Origin of the sequence: Albidovulum sediminis, from assembly GCF_025380365.1 — a bacterium.
Lineage (GTDB): Bacteria > Pseudomonadota > Alphaproteobacteria > Rhodobacterales > Rhodobacteraceae > Albidovulum > Albidovulum sediminis.
The window spans coordinates 14,463-29,874 of sequence record NZ_JAOCQF010000008.1 but is presented as its reverse complement, the minus strand read 5'-3'; the positions used below and the strand labels follow the sequence as shown (position 1 = coordinate 29,874).

Below are 15,412 nucleotides of genomic sequence, written 5' to 3'. Positions count from 1 at the left end.
GTCAGCTCCCGATTGTCAGTAGACCTCAGTGACCTTCAGCTTGCGGCCGCGGAACTCACAGAATTCACCGGCTCTCTTGCCTTCCAGGGCCTCGTAGATTGGCGCCGCTTGTGAGACACCGATAAATTTCTGCCCCTGACATGAAAACTCTCCTGTCGAGACGCCAATGACCAGATAGCGATCCCCGATCCGCACTGCTGCGCCCGGCGCCACTTCGGTTTTCGGTCCGAAATCAAGCACGTTCAACGCTGAGATTTTGGCTTCCACTTGATGCTCGCGGTCATCGAACGCCTCAGCAAGATCGGCGGCGGTTTCTGCTTGGCCCTGTTCGTCATTTTCAATCGGCTCCGTGCGATCCAGCCGCGCGGCGCTGAGAAATCGCTCATAGGTTTTATGGGCTTGCTCAAGTTCGGCCTCTGTCAGGGCCAGCATCGTGTTGCGCAAGTGGTTCTTGTCGATCATGGGTTTTCCTTTACGATAGTTGGAGTTGTTAAGTTGGTGATTTTGCGGGGCTTCTGATCCCGCTCAAGCGTGGGAAAAAGATTTGGGCGCAGCACTTTCCATCGTTATCCTGTTCACGATCTCGTCCACGATCGTGCGGGTCGCGGCTGTGTTTCTAGAACACACGGGCATTTCACGCGACGTTGCCAGAGTTCAGGCCATGTCGGCACTTAGCGGCACGGGGTTCACCACGTCTGAATCCGAACTGATCCTCCAAACACCGGAGCGCAGACGTATCCTTGTGATCTTGATGATTACCGGTTCCGTTGGTCTGGCCTCGGTGGTTGCCACTGTTGTGGTTGGGGCCTTCGGGATCAAGGAAACGGCCAGCGGGTTGTTGCTTCAGCTTACGGCGATCATCACGGCAATCGCCTTTGTGCGCTACGTGCTCTTTTCCTCTGTCGTCGATGAGTTCATTTGCGGCATGGCACATGCGTGGCTTATCAAACACATGGCGCATGTTCCGTTCACGGTTTTGTACCAGTTGGATGCGGACAGGGTGATTGCCCAACATAGTTTGGCGAAGGCACCTCCTTCGAACAATGTGGAGTGGCCCGGCGACCTGACCCTCATCGGTGTGCGCAGCGCCTTCAATGCCGAGATAAACCCGTGGGACGGAACGCCGTTGCCTGAAGGATCGGCCATGGTCTTGGCGGGGCCAAGGGCGTCCCATCATAAGTTTGCCGCCGCCCATGGATTGACCCCAGATACAGGAGCGCACTGAGGCATGACAGACGTCAAAACATCGCCGGGGTTTCTTCACCTGCACGCACTGAACGGGGGCGGGGAATGGCTCCATATGTGTATCAAGCATCGAGAGACCAGCGCCTATCTCATGGAGGTGGCCATGCTCGACGACCTGGTTGTCGATGCGATGATCGAAGAGGACACACGTTCGCGCGTGCGCGTTCTTGATGACGGGATCATGGTGCTTTTGAAGGCCATGCATATCGGTCAGGACATGGCACGCCCTGAAGACATGGTGTCGATCAGGATCTGGATCGACAAGACGCGCGTCATTACTACACGCGAGGCCGATGTTGACCCGATCCTGGCCCTTCATCAAAAGTTGTCCGCAGGTGCAGGCCCAACCACACCGGGTGAGTTTCTGGCTGATCTTATCGAAGAACACCTCGATGAGGTCGATGACCACATCGAGGAACTGGAAGACGCGGTCAACAGGATCGAAGGGCTTGTGGGCACTCATCAGACCGAGGCTGCCTGCCCCAATATGGCACAAACCCAATCGCGTATCAGCGGCTTCTTGCGCCACCTCGGGCCACAAAAACCTGTGCTGGAACACTTGTCGCGCTGCAAGCACTCCCTTTTGAGCGAAAGAGAGCGCACGCGGATCGATGACGGGCTCGATCAGCTTTTGCGGTATCTTGAAACCCTGCAAAACCTGCGGGACCGCGTTGATATCCTCAACGATCAGGTTGCCCGCATTCAAGACAGGCAACTGACGCGCAGCTCCTTTGTCTTCTCGGTCGTGGCGACGCTGTTCCTTCCGCTTGGGTTTATTGTCAGCGCGTTCGGTGTGAACCTCATGGGGGTTCCCTTCGAAGGGCATGCAAATGGTTTCACCATACTGATGGTGATCTGTTTGGCTCTGGTCGCAGGGATGCTGGTCTTGTTCCGCTGGCGAAAGTGGTTCTGACGGAGGTGGCGGCTGCATTTTCATGCGCCGGTGAAGTTCATCGCGTGATGCTCAACGACCTCGGCAACAACCACATCATACTCCAAAAAGACACCGTTCTTGCCGCGGTCTTTGGCGTATTTGTGCTCGGGGTGGACATCCCATTCCTCGATCGCCTCGAAATCTTCGAAGTAACCGATAAGCACCTTTTCTCCGTCCTCTGCGGTAAAGACCTTGTGGCTCATATACCCCTTTAGCCCCTTCACCACGGTCACCATGCGGGCGTAAAGCTCGTCAAACTCGCCTTGGAAGTCGGGATCAACCCGGTGGCGAAAAACCTCTACATGCATTGCCATTATAGTCTCCTTTTCTGGTTCAAGATTTCATGCGCCCGATGCGGGTCGCCAAGGGGGTTGAACTGAGGCCGTGCAACAGGATGGACAGGCCAACAGTCAGCGAGACACAAGCCAGCAGTTCCTCTTCATTCGGGAAATCGAATTGATCCATCATCAGCAATGTGAAGAGGATCGAGGCCAGACCGCGTGGACCGAACCAACCAAGGAAGAGCTTCTCACGCGCGGGTAGCCCGCTTCTTGTCAGAGAAACGAAGATTGGCAAGACACGGACCAGCGTGAGGAAGACCAACGCAAGAATGATCGTATTTGGCCCTGCGTGCGCCAATCCGTCGGGCAGCAGAAACGCACCGAACACCAGAAACGCCGCCATCGTCAAAAGTTGGCCAGCCCCCTCCATGAACTCGCTGATAAAGTGGATGTCATGACGGTAGGTGTTGCCAAAGACCATGCCCGCAACAAAGGCCGCAATGAACCCGTTTCCGTGGATGGCAACAGCAAACCCGTAAGCTGCGAAGGCGGTCACGAGAAAGACCACCGCCCCCGACGCCTCTTGCATCAAGTCGCGGTTTTGCGCCCAGTCCATCGCCTTGGCCGCCACCCAACCGACGGCAATACCAGCGAGCGGACCGAGCACAATCTCGGTGGCGGCCTCCAGCGCCAAACCATCGGTCTGCGCGCCGCCAACCGACGACGCAAGGACTGCACCCAAAAGAACGAAGGGTAGCACCAGCCCATCGTTCAGCCCGCTTTCCACATTGATTGTCTGGCTGAGGTGGTCTGGCACCTCTGGGTTCGAAACGACAGATTGCCCCAGCGCGGCATCCGTCGGCGTCAATACTGCGGCGGTCAGCAATGCAACGGCAAACCCAGACGTAGGGTTGAGCCAAAGCGCGACAAGTGTCCCAAGCGCGATCGTCAGCGGCAGCCCGATCACCAGCATCCGTGTCGGGATCTGCCAATCCATCACCAGTTTCTTAAAGCGCACATGGCTAGCGTCAGAGAACAGGATAAGGATCAGCGTGATCTCGGCCAGAATTTTTTTACCTTCGTGGATCACATCCGGCGACAAGCTGGCGCTCAATGGCACGGACAATGCAAAGCCAAGCGCTGTGAAGATGATTGGCAGGGTAAGCAAGCTGCGCGAGATTGCTTTGCTGAGCAACGAGTAAATGGCAAAGGCCACAAGCACGAGAAGGACTGCGGGGGTCATGACGTTGTGTATTCCTTCTTGAGCAATGCACTGTGCCGGGCCCGAAGCTTGGCAAGTTTCGGCGCGATATAGGTGCGGCAAAAGGGCCGTTCGGGGTTGGATTTGTAGTAATCGTGAAATCGGCTGTCCGAAGGCTTGAAGCCCCGGTGCATAAGGCTGCGCGTAACAAAATGCACCTCCGCCTCTGCGGCAAGGTCCCGTATATGCGTCGCGCAGGCGTTTTGCTGCTCCGCGGTCATACTGTAGACCGCGCTTCGATACTTGCCACGCATCTTGTGATCGGCCTCGCTGGCATGGGTGCTCAGGTGGACCGCGATCAGGTCTCGCAAGCTCACGCGATCAGGATCAAAGGAGATTTCCACCGCCTCGGACCACGCCTCGTCAGGGCCGTCGGAGCGGATAAAGCCTTGCCGCACCTCTGACACGCCCTCAAGCGGTTGGAAAACTGCCTCGGTGCACCAATGGCACCCGCCTCCAAAGCCGATGGTTACCACAAGATCACTCCGCCACTGGAACCTGACCTTGGGCCAGTTTCAGACGGGTCCAGAGGTTCATGTTGATGACGATGGCCGCGATTTCGGCGATGGCTTTTTCGTCGAAATGTGACGTCAGGCTTTCATGCCGCGCTGCAAAGGCCGCCGGATCATAGGCCGTGAGCGCCTCGCAATAAGCCAGCGCGCAGCGTTCTGCCGGGGTGAACATCGTGCTTTCGCGCCAGCTTGCCAGATGCGCGACCTTTTCAACCGCGATTCCCTGATCATGGGCCGCTTTGGTGTGCAGGATCAGGCAATAGGAACAGGGGTTCATCTGGGCGACGCGTAGGCGCAAAAGCTGGGCCAAACGTCCATCTACCGACAGATCGGCAGTATACCCAACCGAGGCCGCCATTTGCTTAGCGATCCCGTGAAACTCGATCAAATCGGGATCAAAGCGGGTATTCTCGAATGTGACAGGCATTTTCAATCTCCCAGATTGAATTTCTTGCGCCAGTTTGCGCGTGTCCCACCGACCTTGCGCAGGAATGGGCAAGTCAGACGGATTTCATGGGAGCGGGTTTCAATTTCTTCAAAGACCTCGGCCGCAAAACGTGCGCCAAGGCCGCTGCCACGAAAGGATGGATCGACCTCGATATGCGTCAGGATCATCCGGTCGCCTTGCCAGACATAGCTGACGAACGCGTCAGACGGGGCCATGTGCCGGACAAAACGTTGCGCCCGTTCTTCGTGAATAAGGCCGGGGTCGTAAAGACCCGCGCGGGCTAGTTCCTTTTCAAGTTCAGGCAGCTTTGGGTTGCGCAGTTTGCGGCCCTTGATCTGGAAGGTCGGGAACTTATCTGCGCTGCCCGCCAACTTGGTCAGGCGCACGGCCGCGCGCGGGTCCTTATCAACTTCGGCCAATTCATAGGCCAGCCCGCGTTCTTCCAGGGCGGACTGATAGAACCGCGTCTTGTGGCAGCGGACCTCGCCAAACAGGGTGATGTCATGCATTGGCGGCCGCCAGCGGTTTCAAGCCTGCAAGGATCGTCGGGATCAACTCGGCGACGGTCGGGTGAACGGGCAGCGCCTGTTGCATGATCTTGTAGCTGGCACCCGTGGCCATGAAGTTCGAAAAGATCGCGATGATCTCATCGCCCGCGATGCCGAACACTGTGGCACCCAGAATAGCCTCGCTGTCGCCGTCCACGATGATGCGAATCAGGCCGGTTGTCTCGCTTTCTTCCTTGGCGCGGCTGATGTCGGCCATCTTCATGTCGGCGATTAGGATATTGCGCCCTTCGGCAGCAAGTTTTCGCGCCTCGGTGCGGGACAGGCCGACGCGTCCCAGCGGTGGGTCGGTGAACATGGCATAGGTCGTTGGCCGCTGATCGGCGTCCTTCCATTGATAGAGGTCTTTAATCTTATCGAGATCGGCCAGCACGATTTCGTGGTCGTGATAGCTGGTATGGGTAAAGGCACCACGCCGGTTCACATCGCCAAGCGCCCAGAGGTTGGGCACCTTGGTGCGCAGCTTGGCATCGGTCGGAACGTAACCGCGTGAATCGGTCTCCAGCCCGACCGCCGCAAGGTTCAGCTTGTCGGTGTTCGGGGCACGCCCCGTGGCAAACAGGACATGACTTCCCGCGATCTCGGTACCATCCTCGAGCGTCATCAGAACGCCGCGCATGCTGCGCCCGACACCTGCGATCTTGGCGTTCAGGTGCAGCGTCACGCCCTCATCCTGAAAAAACTTCGCGATGATTTCCGAGACATCCTCATCCTCGCGTTCGGCCAAACGGTCGGAACGGTGTACCACCGTGACCTTGCTGCCGAGGCGGCGGAAAATCTGACCCATCTCAAGGCCGATGTAAGAACCTCCCACAATGATGAGGTGATCTGGCAATTCATCGAGCGCCAGAAGTGATGCATTATCGAGCGCATCGATGTTTTCAAGGCCGGGAACTGGCGGGGTAAACGAACGAGTCCCGGTATTCAGAAAGACCTTGTCAGCCGAGAACTTGCTTTCGCCTACAGAGACGATGAACCGGCCGTTTTCATCGAACCCGGCAAGACTGCCCCAACCGTGGATCACCTCGACACCTTTGGTGCGCTTTAACCATGCTGTCAGTCCCCGGCGGGCGGTATCGACACGCTCGCGCATCCGCGCCATTGCGGCGGGAAAATCCACAGTAACCGCGCCCGTGGAGACGCCAAAATCCGCCGCGCGCCGCACCATATGCGCAACGCGCGCCGACTTGCGCAACGTCTTGGTGGGTGTGCAGCCGCTATTGACGCATGTCCCGCCCAGCTTGTCGCCCTCGATCAGGGCAACGGATTGCCCGCGATTGGCCAACCCAACCGCGAGCGAAGGTGCCGCTTGGCCAGAACCGATGATTACGGCGTCAAAATGATTCATGTCTTCGTCCTCTGCCATTCTCACGCTTCGCTGTTTTCGCCTTGGAAAGGCACCCGTTGGAGGCGCTCATCCCCGATAATCTTGGTGACCAGCCAAACGTATTCCTGCCTGGCCGTATCGAAGCCAAGCATCGTAAAACCCTGACCAAAGGGGCATTCCGGGAAGTCAGGGAACCCAAGCCTGAGAACATAGCGTCCGGGGTCGGCGTTGAACTCGCTCTTGCGGACCTTGCGGACACCGTATCGGTAATCCTCGTCCTCGGTCATCTCGCTGCGCGTATCCGGTTCGGCAGTTTTCAGTGACTTGACCAGATCTTGCGGGGCACCATCCCCCTCAAGATCAAGCGCATCGACAAGAAACCCTTTGACGCCCGTATCTGCGATCTCAAGCGCATAGATATTCGAGGCGTCGCCCGAACCCGGCTCGGTCTCAAAGCGGAGTTTCATCCGGACCGTCACTTCCGCCGGATTTACAGCGAGGCCTGCGCTTACATCCACGAGTTTTCCGTTCTGAATGCGGAAGTCATGGGTGAACCCGGCGTCTACGAGTTCCGACAAAGCGGCCACGGCATCAGTTGCATCAATTTTCATGGGTCGTTCCCTTCGGATTTGGGTAAGGTTAGGTGCCGCAAAACGTGACGTGACGGGGCGCGTCGACTGGGGCGGGTAGCGCATAGGTTTCTGCCCCGTCTTGCTCGGTGAACGGATGTGCCAGCACAGCCAAAAGCTTGTGAAACGGCTCAAGATCGCCACCCGCGGCGGCCTTCAGGGCCTCTTCAACCAGATGGTTGCGCGGGATGTAGATCGGGTTGATCCTGTTCATCGCTTCCGCCCGCAACTCCGCGGCAATATCTTCCGCCGCAAGCCGCGTGTGATAGCGGGCCGCCCAAGCGTCAAACGCCGCGGGATCATCGAAACAGGCACGCGCCAGTTGGTCATTGCCACGGACAGACTCCGCCAAAGCGCGGAACAGGTTGGTGAAGTCAACATCTTGCCCTTCACAGGCCGTGAGCAGATCATTTGCCAAGGCCAGATCTTCGGGCAGTTCCTTCAGCAGACCCAATTTGGCCTGCATGCCCCGCAGCCATTCCTGCTGGTAGTGCGCGGGAAAGGCGTTGATCTCATTGGTCAACTGTCGGATCGCGTCATCGCTGTCCTCGGCGTTCACCAGATCAATCAGCGTCTCGGCAAAGCGCGACAGGTTCCACTGCATGATCACCGGCTGGTTGCCATAGGCATAGCGCCCGTGTGCGTCGATCGAACTGAACACAGCTTTGGGGTCATAGCTGTCGATGAAGGCGCAGGGACCGTAGTCGATGGTCTCGCCCGAAATCGTTGTGTTGTCAGTGTTCATCACACCATGGACAAAGCCGATATTGACCCATTTCGCGACCAGCGATGCCTGTGCATCCCGGACGCCCCGGAAGAATTCCAGATATCGATCTTCACGGCCGACGATGTCTGGAAAGTGACGGGCGATGGCATAATCGGCCAGCTTGCGCACCTTGTCGGTCTCGCCGCGCGCTGCATAAAACTGGAATGTTCCAACCCGCAGATGCGAGGCCGCGATGCGCGCCAGCACGGCGCCTTGCTCCAGCCCATTGCGCGCGATCTCTTCGCCCGTCGTGACCGCTGCCAAGGCCCGCGTTGTCGGAACGCCGAGGGCATGCATCGCCTCCCCCATCAGGTATTCGCGCAAGACGGGGCCCAGAACGGCCTTGCCATCGCCACCACGCGAAAACGGAGTGCGGCCTGAGCCCTTGAGGTGCAGATCGCGGCGGCGGCCTTCGGTGTCGACCAACTCGCCCAAGAGGATAGCGCGGCCATCGCCCAGTTGCGCCGAATAACCGCCAAACTGATGGCCTGCATAGGCCATGGCCAAAGGGGATGCCCCTGCAGGCGCCATCGCGCCGGACAGGGCGGCGGCGCCTGCGGCCGATTTCAAGACGGTGGGATCGAGCCCCAGTTCTGCCGCCAAGGCGATGTTCAGAACGACGATCTGCGGATCGGGAACCTTGTCGCCTTGCCAAGGGACAAAGAAGCCCTCCATTTCGTCGGCAAAGCTGTTGTTGAAGGGGAACGAAAGGGCATCAAGCATGGTGGTTTCCTTTGTGCGATGGGCTAAACAAGGGCCAGCGCATGATGGTGTGCGATAGCAAGGCAAGCGGCGAGCAAGCCAAAATCCTTCATCAGGAATTGCCCACGCGAGGACAGGAAAAGACGGCCTGCTTCTTCCTCGAAATACTGAACATAAGGGAACAGGCTGAGTGTGACCAAGAAGGTCAGCACGCCAAGCAAACCGCCCAGAAGGCCAAAACTGGGAAAGAGGATGCCAAGCACCAAAAGCAAAGCGGTGCTCAACTCAACAATCCCCAGAAAGATGCTGAAGCCCGCCGGCGTCATCAGTTTCGGGCCGAACCGCAAGGCCGGGTGCCCCGCGACCAGCGTCTTGACAGCGTCCTGTTCATAGCGGGCAAATTTGGCGATGCCGAAGGCAACGAAGATTGCCGCAAGCGCCAGTGACAAAAGTTTCATTGCTGGCACCCAGTGGGTGATTTCTGCGACCAGTTCCATTTTCGTCCCTCGTTATTGATTGTTTGGCTCCGGCGATCTGGCCGCCGGAGCCAATGGTCAGGCGCGCTTCAACTCGACATCGTCGGCCCCGAGCGCGGCAAGAAATCGCTGCGGATCGAGACGAAAGTCCGCGTGGACAACGTTCCCTTCCGGATCGATCACGGTGAACCACGGCGTGCCGCCAGAACGGTAATCCTCCATGAAGGTCGGGTAGCGTTCACCTGCGGGCGTGGTGTCATGACCAAAGGGCATTTTCAGCCCATACTGCTCCTGATTGATGCGCAGCTTATCGCGGGTGTTTGTCTCGGCACCTTCGAAGACGGTCTGAATGACGGCGAAATCGAACCCTTTGTCCTTCAGTTTGTCATGCAGAAAGCGCAGCGTCGGAAAACCGCGCGAATGACAGCCAGGGCACCAGTGCTGGAAGCAATAAATGATCTTGTAGCCGTCTTTCATATCCGAAAGGCGAAGCGGCTTGTCCATCGGCTTGCCATCCGCATCGATCCAATCGTTGACGCGCAGTTCGGGCGCCGTGTTGCGAAGTTGTCCAAAGTTCATGACTGAAACCTTTCATATATGGCGATTTGGTTCGCCGCTTTCGCCCGCGCCGCCAGCGCACTGACGTCTTCGAGCGGAAAAGCCAGAACCTCCGCGCCGATTTCGGTGACGGCGGGCGAGAGATAGCGAAGCCCCTCAACCTCCGTTTCAAGTCCGGGCCCGACGATCAGGCCCGTCTTCGTTTCGTTCATCCGTAACAAGCCGTTGCGGATCAGGCCGCTTGTCAGCAGATCCACCGCAAGCTGGTGACCCGGACCGGATGTGTTGATTACGACTGAGGTCGTGATTTCTTCGTTCGTCCCCATGCCCGCCCGTTTCAGGCGGATGCGGGTTTTACCCTCGGTTTCGGCATACACCCAAGTGATCTCGCCATGCTCCTCCACGATCTGGCCTGCCGCTCGGAGCCGCGCATAGTCAGCGAGGCTGTCGTGCGTTCCGCGCCTGAATCGCCGCTCCAGTTGCGGCATGACCTTGCGGCGCTCCGAGAGGGAGGGCAGCAGGGTTTCAAGCCCTGTTTCGGCAGCCCAATCCAGAAAGCCTGGTCTGAGTTCGGCCATGCTTGCGCCCTTGGCACGGAACGCGGCGATTTCGGCATCAACTGCGGCGAGAAGCGCCTCGCCATCGCGGTAGGGCCCAGTCAGTTTGGGCGTCACAGGCTCTTTACGCGGGCGCGCCCAGATCAGCGGCTCCGGCTTGGGCCCACGGGTGATCACCCGAAGCCGGATATCCTGCTCGTCCATGACGGACTGCATAAGCCGCAGGACATCCAGCATCGCGGCGTTGCCTCCTAGGCAGGTCACTTCCTGCCCAAGACGCAGGACCTCGGCAATCGTTTGCTCGTTGCCATAAAGCGTCGTGAACGCCGTGGGGCCGCTATCCGCCCCAAATCGTTGAGGCGATGGCCCCCCGGTGGCCACGTCCACCCGGTCCGCCCGGATCACCTCGCCTGTGGCAAGCGTGATCCGAAACCCGTGTTCATCCTTGGCCAGATCGGTGGCCAAAGCCGTCCGCTGCTGCACCCGCACGCCTGCTTCGGCGTGCATGGCCAGAATGCCCTGCCCGATCTCGGCGAGATAGTCGCCAAAGACCGCGCGTGGGGCAAAGACAGCGCCGAAATCGCCTGCATCCAGATGATCCGCCGCGAAGTCCAACCAGCGTGGTTGGTAGGCGGCAATCCTTGAGCGAATATCACCCCAGTTTGCCTCGAACCATTCGACGAAACTCTCACCAAAGGCACCTGACGGCGAATTCAACAGATAGGCATATCGCCAAGGCGCGGCGCTCGGATGATCCGCATATGCCATCCCTTTGCCGAATTGACCCGCGTTGGCCCCAAGAATGGTGAGTTGGTCACCAGACGTAAGCACCAATGTTTCCGCAAGCGCCGCTGCGCTGGCCCCATCGCCAATAATCAGATGGTGATGAGGCCCACGCATGGCTTATTCAGCCGCCGTCGCCGCGCGCTTGGGCAAAACCCAATTGGACCGCGGAAAGTGGCAGGTATAGCCATTCGGGATACGCTCCAAGTAGTCCTGATGCTCTGGCTCAGCTTCCCAGAAATCGCTCGCCGGTTCTACTTCGGTCACGACCTTGCCTGGCCAGATCCCAGATGCGTTCACGTCCGCGATCGTGTCTTCGGCAATCGCTTTTTGTTCGTCATTCACATAGTAAATGGCGGACCGATAACTGCTTCCGCGGTCGTTACCTTGGCGGTCTTTCGTTGTCGGGTCATGGATCTGGAAAAAGAACTCCAGAAGCGCACGATAGCTGGTTTTCGCCGGGTCAAAGAGGATCTCGATGCCTTCGGCATGTGTTCCGTGGTTGCGGTAGGTGGCAAATTTCACGTCACCGCCAGTGTACCCAACGCGGGTGCTTTCGACGCCGGGCAGCTTGCGGATCAGGTCTTGCATCCCCCAGAAGCAGCCTCCGGCCAATACGGCACGTTCAGTCATACGTTTTCCTCCACTTGATCGAGGTATGCGCCATACCCCTCGGCTTCCATTTGGTCTTTCGGCACAAAGCGCAGGCTGGCCGAGTTGATGCAGTAGCGCAGGCCGCCCATTTCGCGCGGACCATCATTGAAGACATGGCCCAAATGGCTGTCGCCGTGTTTCGAGCGGACTTCGACCCGGACCATGCCGTACGAGGCATCACGATGCTCGGTCACGTTATCGATGGGTTTCGAGAAGGCGGGCCAACCGCAACCGGAGTTGAACTTCGCTGAGGATGCGAAAAGCGGCTCGCCGGAAACGATATCGACGTAGATGCCCGGCTCGAAATGCTTGTCATACTCACCCGTAAAGGCGCGCTCGGTCCCGCTCTCTTGCGTGACGTGATACTGTTGGGGTGTCAGCTTGGAGAGCGCATCCTGAGATTTTTCGTAAGTCATTTGTATCTCCTTCTTCTTCCGTTGAGAGGAAGATGGAGACTTTCGACCCGTTTGTGAAATTCCTGTCGGGAATAGTTTTTATAGCTGCGCGCGTGTGCCGCTTACCAATTGAAATTTTTGGATAATCCAAGGATGACTCGGACTTCGCGCGGGTTGGCAGAACCAGAGACAGCAACCATGCTGATGTTGCGTGACAGGGTCAGGCCCTTTACGGCGCGCAGGACGATTCCATCAACAATCGCTGAATGTTCGGGCAAGGAACACACACCCGCACCTTGCGCCACCATCTGCTGCACCCAGTCTTCCCGCTCGGACTGAAAACGCGGCCGCATGACAATGTTCCGATCCATGAAATGCTTGATCAGTTGGGTGCGAAATTCGCAGTGCATCCTGTCGATATAGGGCTGCTCCATCATCTGCTCTGGCGTGATTTCATCTGTCCCGGCGAGCGGGTGATGACTTGCCAAGGCCAAGCGCAACCGCTCTTGGAACAGCGGTTGGATCGTCAGTTTGAAATTCGGTTCCGGCGGATTGGTCAGCAGACACATGTCATACTTGCCCGACAATACCTCCGCCTCCGCTTCGCCGGGGTTCAGAGGATGAAGAAGAAGCTCGACCTCGGGCAATTCCTTCAGAACGAGCGCCCAGAATTTGGCAAAGACCCGCGGCGCAATGGTGCTTGCGACGCCAATATTGATCTTCCGGCTGCGCCCTGCGACCGAGTTTTCCGCAAGCTCGGTGATGTTTTCGAGCGCTGATTGAATGCGCATGAACTCTACGATCAGATCACGGCCCAAGGCCGTCAGGCGCGTGTCCTTGCCGTCGCGATACAGCACCGGACCGCCAAACTCATCTTCCAGACGTTGAATCGCCTTGGTGAGACTGGGCTGAGATATCCCACTCACCCGGGCCGCTTCCGTGAAATTCAGGGATTCGGCGAGATTCAGGAAGTACCTGACCTGATTAAGATCCATTTGCCTGCGTCACTCCACAAGGTAGCCGACTTCCTTATGCCCACAAGTGCCTGAATTGATCAAGTTTTTCAACCTGATAGCGCCCATCTCTTGTGAGTTGTGGGTTTCGGATATGATCGTGAAACGACCGGGCAGGCCTGCAAGCCCGGCCGCGACAGGTTCCGGGCGCGGATGGAACGGTTTGTTCGAAACGCCGTCGATGTCACTGAGCGCCCGGTGCTGGATCTCGCCTCTTGGGCCAAAATGGATCGGTGTGTAGTGAAAATGTGTCGGCGTATCTGGGTTGGACCGCTGGAACTCGTCAATCCTTGCAAACACTTGCGCCATCGCGTCGGGCGTCTCAAGCTCGCCGAGCGAGCGCGCATGAACATGCCCGAAATCAATGCAAGGCCCGACCCCTTTGACCGTCGAGGCCACATCAAGAATCATATCGACAGACCCCATCTGCCCGACCTTGCCAGCGGTTTCGATCATAAGGCTGATGTCAGTCTTGCCCAATTGCGCCATGAATCGCTCAAGGTTTTCGGCAAACCGGCGAGACACATCGGCTTCGGGCGCGCCGTAGAGCGACCCGGGATGCAGCACGATTTCGCGCGCGCCCAGAATGTCGGCTTGCTCATAGGTCCGTAGAAGCGTGTCGACAGAGCGCAGGACCTTGGCCGGATCGGGGCTGGCAAGAACGATGTAGTAAGACCCGTGGATCGATAACTTGATGTCGTCTGCTATTGCCAGCGCGCGGTAGCGACGCCCCTGTTCAGCCGTCATTCGTGGCCCATACGTCATTTGCAATTCGATTGCGTCGAGCCCGACTGAGCGCAGCCACGCGAAAACGGCACCCCGATCCTTGGCTTCCGGACGTTCAGTGAATGCCAAAGGAAAACCGCCAACGCCGAAACGGATATCGGGCGGAATGGCAAGCCTTGTCATGTTTCCAAAGGTGGATTGAATCTAGAATATGCACCCAGTTTCCAAGCCGGTTCAGGGCGATGCGGCGTCAATTGCCAAGCCTCTATGTCGAAGGTCCAATACCGGCCATCGGCACCGTCATGAGCCATGCGCCCTTCCAAGTTGAGCGTGGCGTGACCTGTCAGGTTCAGCTGTGCGCCAGTGTCGAAATCGACGAAGGTAATGCCCGCTCGAGGCTCGAGCGCCAGATTGCCCAATGTCATGAACATCGAATTACCGAAGTAGTCGGGAACGATAAGCTGATTTCCCTTCACGTTTACAAATCCCGGATACCCACCACGATGGCTTGCATCATGATCTCCGTCCGGGTTTTTGCTGGCCACGAAAAACGTGTCGGCCTGCCGGATCAGGTCCGCCAGATTTTCCGGCAGATCAGAGCCCGATGCGGGCGAAACACCCTGATAGCGATTGTCTGCCACAGGCAGTCTTTGCTGGATGTATTTCGGACAATTCGGACAGGTCTGCGCAACATCGATTGTCACCCGCTCAGGCGTAACCTCATTAACCGAACCATTGATGCGAAACCGCCGCGCGCTGGTCAGGTCCATTGCAACAAGGCCTATCGGCGCTCCGGCACTGACCATCGTCCATAGCGCGGACGGAACGGTCATTTCGGTCCGATTCAGGTAAACTGTCTTGTCATCAGCTCGGGCAACAAGCCCTTCTGGACCGTTGGCCAGAAATGACCAGACACGCCCCTCAGCATCACTTACGGCGATATTCAGGGTTGTCGCGATACCCAGCATCCGTTCGCTGTTTGCAGACAGTGTCGTGCTGATGAAACGCCCGTTCCGAAGGGCCAGCACGTCCTCCCCCGTGGCTTTCTGGACAAGGCGTTCACCATCGTGAAAAGGGCCCCCGCTCATCCTCACAGTCCCAATTCAGAAAGACTTGACGTGTCATCAGGACGGCGTCCCAAAGGCCAGTGGAACAGACGCTCGCTTTCCTTGATCGGCAGATCATTGATGCTGGCGTGCCGGTTCGTCATCAGGCCATTCTCGTCAAACTCCCAATTCTCGTTGCCATAGGCGCGGAACCAGTTTCCATCAGCATGGTGGTATTCATACGCGTATCGAACCGCGATGCGGTTATCCGTGAAGGCCCAGAGTTCCTTGACCAGTCGGTAGTCCAATTCCTTGGCCCATTTGTCCGCTAGGAAAGCTACCACCTCATCGCGACCATTCACAAATGTCGCGCGGTTGCGCCATTTGGTGTTTACTGTATAGGCTTTGGATACTGCCTCTGGATTGCGACCGTTCCAGCCATCTTCGGCAAGGCGGACCTTCTGAATTGCTGTCTCACGCGTAAAGGGCGGGAGAGGTTGGCGTTGTTCCATTCATTGATCCTTTCTGGGAAT

Annotated in this window: 20 protein-coding genes; 2 read left to right on the top strand and 18 right to left on the bottom strand. The window is 57.8% G+C overall.

All coding sequences use genetic code 11. From position 1 onward, the window contains the following. Positions 1 to 15: 15 nt before the first annotated feature. Positions 16 to 462 carry a hypothetical protein gene (locus tag N5I32_RS20485; protein ID WP_036763518.1) on the bottom strand — a complete coding sequence of 149 codons (447 nt, stop codon included), beginning with the start codon at positions 460 to 462 and terminating at the stop codon, positions 16 to 18. Positions 463 to 544: 82 nt separating this feature from the next. Here N5I32_RS20485 and N5I32_RS20480 point away from each other — a divergent pair, with 82 nt between their 5' ends. Together N5I32_RS20480 and N5I32_RS20475 are read left to right on the top strand one after the other, a co-directional pair. Continuing rightward, positions 545 to 1,225 (top strand): hypothetical protein, encoded by a 681-nt coding sequence (locus N5I32_RS20480; protein ID WP_261497774.1) that lies wholly within the window; start codon positions 545 to 547, stop codon positions 1,223 to 1,225. 3 nt (positions 1,226 to 1,228) lie between these two features. After that, the gene (locus tag N5I32_RS20475; RefSeq protein WP_261497773.1) at positions 1,229 to 2,158 is read left to right on the top strand and encodes a CorA family divalent cation transporter; all 930 of its coding nucleotides are present in this window, start codon (positions 1,229 to 1,231) and stop codon (positions 2,156 to 2,158) included. A gap of 20 nt (positions 2,159 to 2,178) precedes the next feature. Here N5I32_RS20475 and N5I32_RS20470 read toward each other — a convergent pair whose 3' ends face one another. From N5I32_RS20470 to N5I32_RS20390, 17 genes are all read right to left on the bottom strand, one after another. Continuing rightward, positions 2,179 to 2,493: an antibiotic biosynthesis monooxygenase family protein gene (locus tag N5I32_RS20470; RefSeq protein WP_051578302.1), complete on the bottom strand. Its 315-nt coding sequence runs from the start codon at positions 2,491 to 2,493 to the stop codon at positions 2,179 to 2,181. Between the two features lie 19 nt (positions 2,494 to 2,512). Then, positions 2,513 to 3,703 (bottom strand): cation:proton antiporter, encoded by a 1,191-nt coding sequence (locus tag N5I32_RS20465; RefSeq protein ID WP_261497772.1) that lies wholly within the window; start codon positions 3,701 to 3,703, stop codon positions 2,513 to 2,515. Then, positions 3,700 to 4,197 (bottom strand): peptide-methionine (S)-S-oxide reductase, encoded by a 498-nt coding sequence (locus N5I32_RS20460; protein ID WP_028720610.1) that lies wholly within the window; start codon positions 4,195 to 4,197, stop codon positions 3,700 to 3,702. The genes N5I32_RS20465 and N5I32_RS20460 overlap by 4 nt, the downstream gene beginning before the upstream one ends. Positions 4,198 to 4,201: 4 nt before the next feature. Next, complete coding sequence (locus N5I32_RS20455; RefSeq protein ID WP_028720609.1) at positions 4,202 to 4,660, bottom strand: carboxymuconolactone decarboxylase family protein; 459 nt, start codon at positions 4,658 to 4,660, stop codon at positions 4,202 to 4,204. Between the two features lie 2 nt (positions 4,661 to 4,662). Next, positions 4,663 to 5,190, bottom strand: coding sequence for an N-acetyltransferase (locus N5I32_RS20450; protein ID WP_028720608.1), 528 nt, complete (start codon positions 5,188 to 5,190; stop codon positions 4,663 to 4,665). Further along, positions 5,183 to 6,613 carry a mercuric reductase gene (locus tag N5I32_RS20445; protein WP_261497771.1) on the bottom strand — a complete coding sequence of 477 codons (1,431 nt, stop codon included), beginning with the start codon at positions 6,611 to 6,613 and terminating at the stop codon, positions 5,183 to 5,185. Before N5I32_RS20445 ends, N5I32_RS20450 begins: the two co-directional genes overlap by 8 nt. 2 nt (positions 6,614 to 6,615) lie before the next feature. Continuing rightward, entirely contained in the window at positions 6,616 to 7,185 is a 570-nt protein-coding gene (locus tag N5I32_RS20440; protein WP_028720606.1) for a hypothetical protein, read from the bottom strand. Between the two features lie 28 nt (positions 7,186 to 7,213). Beyond that, positions 7,214 to 8,692, bottom strand: coding sequence for a protein adenylyltransferase SelO (locus tag N5I32_RS20435; protein WP_261497770.1), 1,479 nt, complete (start codon positions 8,690 to 8,692; stop codon positions 7,214 to 7,216). 23 nt (positions 8,693 to 8,715) lie between these two features. Continuing rightward, complete coding sequence (locus N5I32_RS20430) at positions 8,716 to 9,168, bottom strand: DUF417 family protein (RefSeq protein WP_261497769.1); 453 nt, start codon at positions 9,166 to 9,168, stop codon at positions 8,716 to 8,718. Between the two features lie 57 nt (positions 9,169 to 9,225). Further along, positions 9,226 to 9,726 (bottom strand): peroxiredoxin family protein, encoded by a 501-nt coding sequence (locus N5I32_RS20425; protein WP_261497768.1) that lies wholly within the window; start codon positions 9,724 to 9,726, stop codon positions 9,226 to 9,228. After that, complete coding sequence (locus N5I32_RS20420; protein ID WP_261497767.1) at positions 9,723 to 11,162, bottom strand: FAD/NAD(P)-binding protein; 1,440 nt, start codon at positions 11,160 to 11,162, stop codon at positions 9,723 to 9,725. Before N5I32_RS20420 ends, N5I32_RS20425 begins: the two co-directional genes overlap by 4 nt. A gap of 3 nt (positions 11,163 to 11,165) precedes the next feature. Next, entirely contained in the window at positions 11,166 to 11,678 is a 513-nt protein-coding gene (gene msrA, locus N5I32_RS20415) for a peptide-methionine (S)-S-oxide reductase MsrA (protein ID WP_261497766.1), read from the bottom strand. Beyond that, a complete protein-coding gene (gene msrB, locus N5I32_RS20410) occupies positions 11,675 to 12,115 on the bottom strand; it encodes a peptide-methionine (R)-S-oxide reductase MsrB (protein ID WP_261497765.1) in 441 nt (146 codons plus the stop codon). The genes msrA and msrB overlap by 4 nt, the downstream gene beginning before the upstream one ends. A gap of 101 nt (positions 12,116 to 12,216) precedes the next feature. Beyond that, entirely contained in the window at positions 12,217 to 13,089 is an 873-nt protein-coding gene (locus N5I32_RS20405; RefSeq protein WP_261497764.1) for a LysR family transcriptional regulator, read from the bottom strand. Positions 13,090 to 13,098: 9 nt separating this feature from the next. Beyond that, complete coding sequence (locus N5I32_RS20400; RefSeq protein WP_081791463.1) at positions 13,099 to 14,016, bottom strand: TIM barrel protein; 918 nt, start codon at positions 14,014 to 14,016, stop codon at positions 13,099 to 13,101. Further along, on the bottom strand, positions 14,013 to 14,861 hold the full coding sequence (locus N5I32_RS20395; protein WP_261497763.1) for a pyridoxamine 5'-phosphate oxidase family protein: 849 nt from the start codon (positions 14,859 to 14,861) through the stop codon (positions 14,013 to 14,015). The genes N5I32_RS20400 and N5I32_RS20395 overlap by 4 nt, the downstream gene beginning before the upstream one ends. Before the next feature lie 62 nt (positions 14,862 to 14,923). Next, on the bottom strand, positions 14,924 to 15,391 hold the full coding sequence (locus N5I32_RS20390) for a nuclear transport factor 2 family protein (RefSeq protein ID WP_028720598.1): 468 nt from the start codon (positions 15,389 to 15,391) through the stop codon (positions 14,924 to 14,926). Positions 15,392 to 15,412 lie beyond the last annotated feature (21 nt).

What these genes read in the sequence shown, in the direction of transcription:
- N5I32_RS20430 (WP_261497769.1), bottom strand. Translation starts at nt 9,168, where the DNA reads ATGGAACTGGTCGCAGAAATCACCCACTGGGTGCCAGCAATGAAACTT.
- N5I32_RS20445 (WP_261497771.1), bottom strand. Translation starts at nt 6,613, where the DNA reads ATGGCAGAGGACGAAGACATGAATCATTTTGACGCCGTAATCATCGGT.
- N5I32_RS20455 (WP_028720609.1), bottom strand. Translation starts at nt 4,660, where the DNA reads ATGCCTGTCACATTCGAGAATACCCGCTTTGATCCCGATTTGATCGAG.
- N5I32_RS20440 (WP_028720606.1), bottom strand. Translation starts at nt 7,185, where the DNA reads ATGAAAATTGATGCAACTGATGCCGTGGCCGCTTTGTCGGAACTCGTA.
- N5I32_RS20475 (WP_261497773.1), top strand. Translation starts at nt 1,229, where the DNA reads ATGACAGACGTCAAAACATCGCCGGGGTTTCTTCACCTGCACGCACTG.
- N5I32_RS20400 (WP_081791463.1), bottom strand. Translation starts at nt 14,016, where the DNA reads ATGACAAGGCTTGCCATTCCGCCCGATATCCGTTTCGGCGTTGGCGGT.
- N5I32_RS20465 (WP_261497772.1), bottom strand. Translation starts at nt 3,703, where the DNA reads ATGACCCCCGCAGTCCTTCTCGTGCTTGTGGCCTTTGCCATTTACTCG.
- msrB (WP_261497765.1), bottom strand. Translation starts at nt 12,115, where the DNA reads ATGACTTACGAAAAATCTCAGGATGCGCTCTCCAAGCTGACACCCCAA.
- N5I32_RS20425 (WP_261497768.1), bottom strand. Translation starts at nt 9,726, where the DNA reads ATGAACTTTGGACAACTTCGCAACACGGCGCCCGAACTGCGCGTCAAC.
- N5I32_RS20435 (WP_261497770.1), bottom strand. Translation starts at nt 8,692, where the DNA reads ATGCTTGATGCCCTTTCGTTCCCCTTCAACAACAGCTTTGCCGACGAA.
- N5I32_RS20485 (WP_036763518.1), bottom strand. Translation starts at nt 462, where the DNA reads ATGATCGACAAGAACCACTTGCGCAACACGATGCTGGCCCTGACAGAG.
- N5I32_RS20390 (WP_028720598.1), bottom strand. Translation starts at nt 15,391, where the DNA reads ATGGAACAACGCCAACCTCTCCCGCCCTTTACGCGTGAGACAGCAATT.
- N5I32_RS20420 (WP_261497767.1), bottom strand. Translation starts at nt 11,162, where the DNA reads ATGCGTGGGCCTCATCACCATCTGATTATTGGCGATGGGGCCAGCGCA.
- N5I32_RS20470 (WP_051578302.1), bottom strand. Translation starts at nt 2,493, where the DNA reads ATGGCAATGCATGTAGAGGTTTTTCGCCACCGGGTTGATCCCGACTTC.
- msrA (WP_261497766.1), bottom strand. Translation starts at nt 11,678, where the DNA reads ATGACTGAACGTGCCGTATTGGCCGGAGGCTGCTTCTGGGGGATGCAA.
- N5I32_RS20405 (WP_261497764.1), bottom strand. Translation starts at nt 13,089, where the DNA reads ATGGATCTTAATCAGGTCAGGTACTTCCTGAATCTCGCCGAATCCCTG.
- N5I32_RS20450 (WP_028720608.1), bottom strand. Translation starts at nt 5,190, where the DNA reads ATGCATGACATCACCCTGTTTGGCGAGGTCCGCTGCCACAAGACGCGG.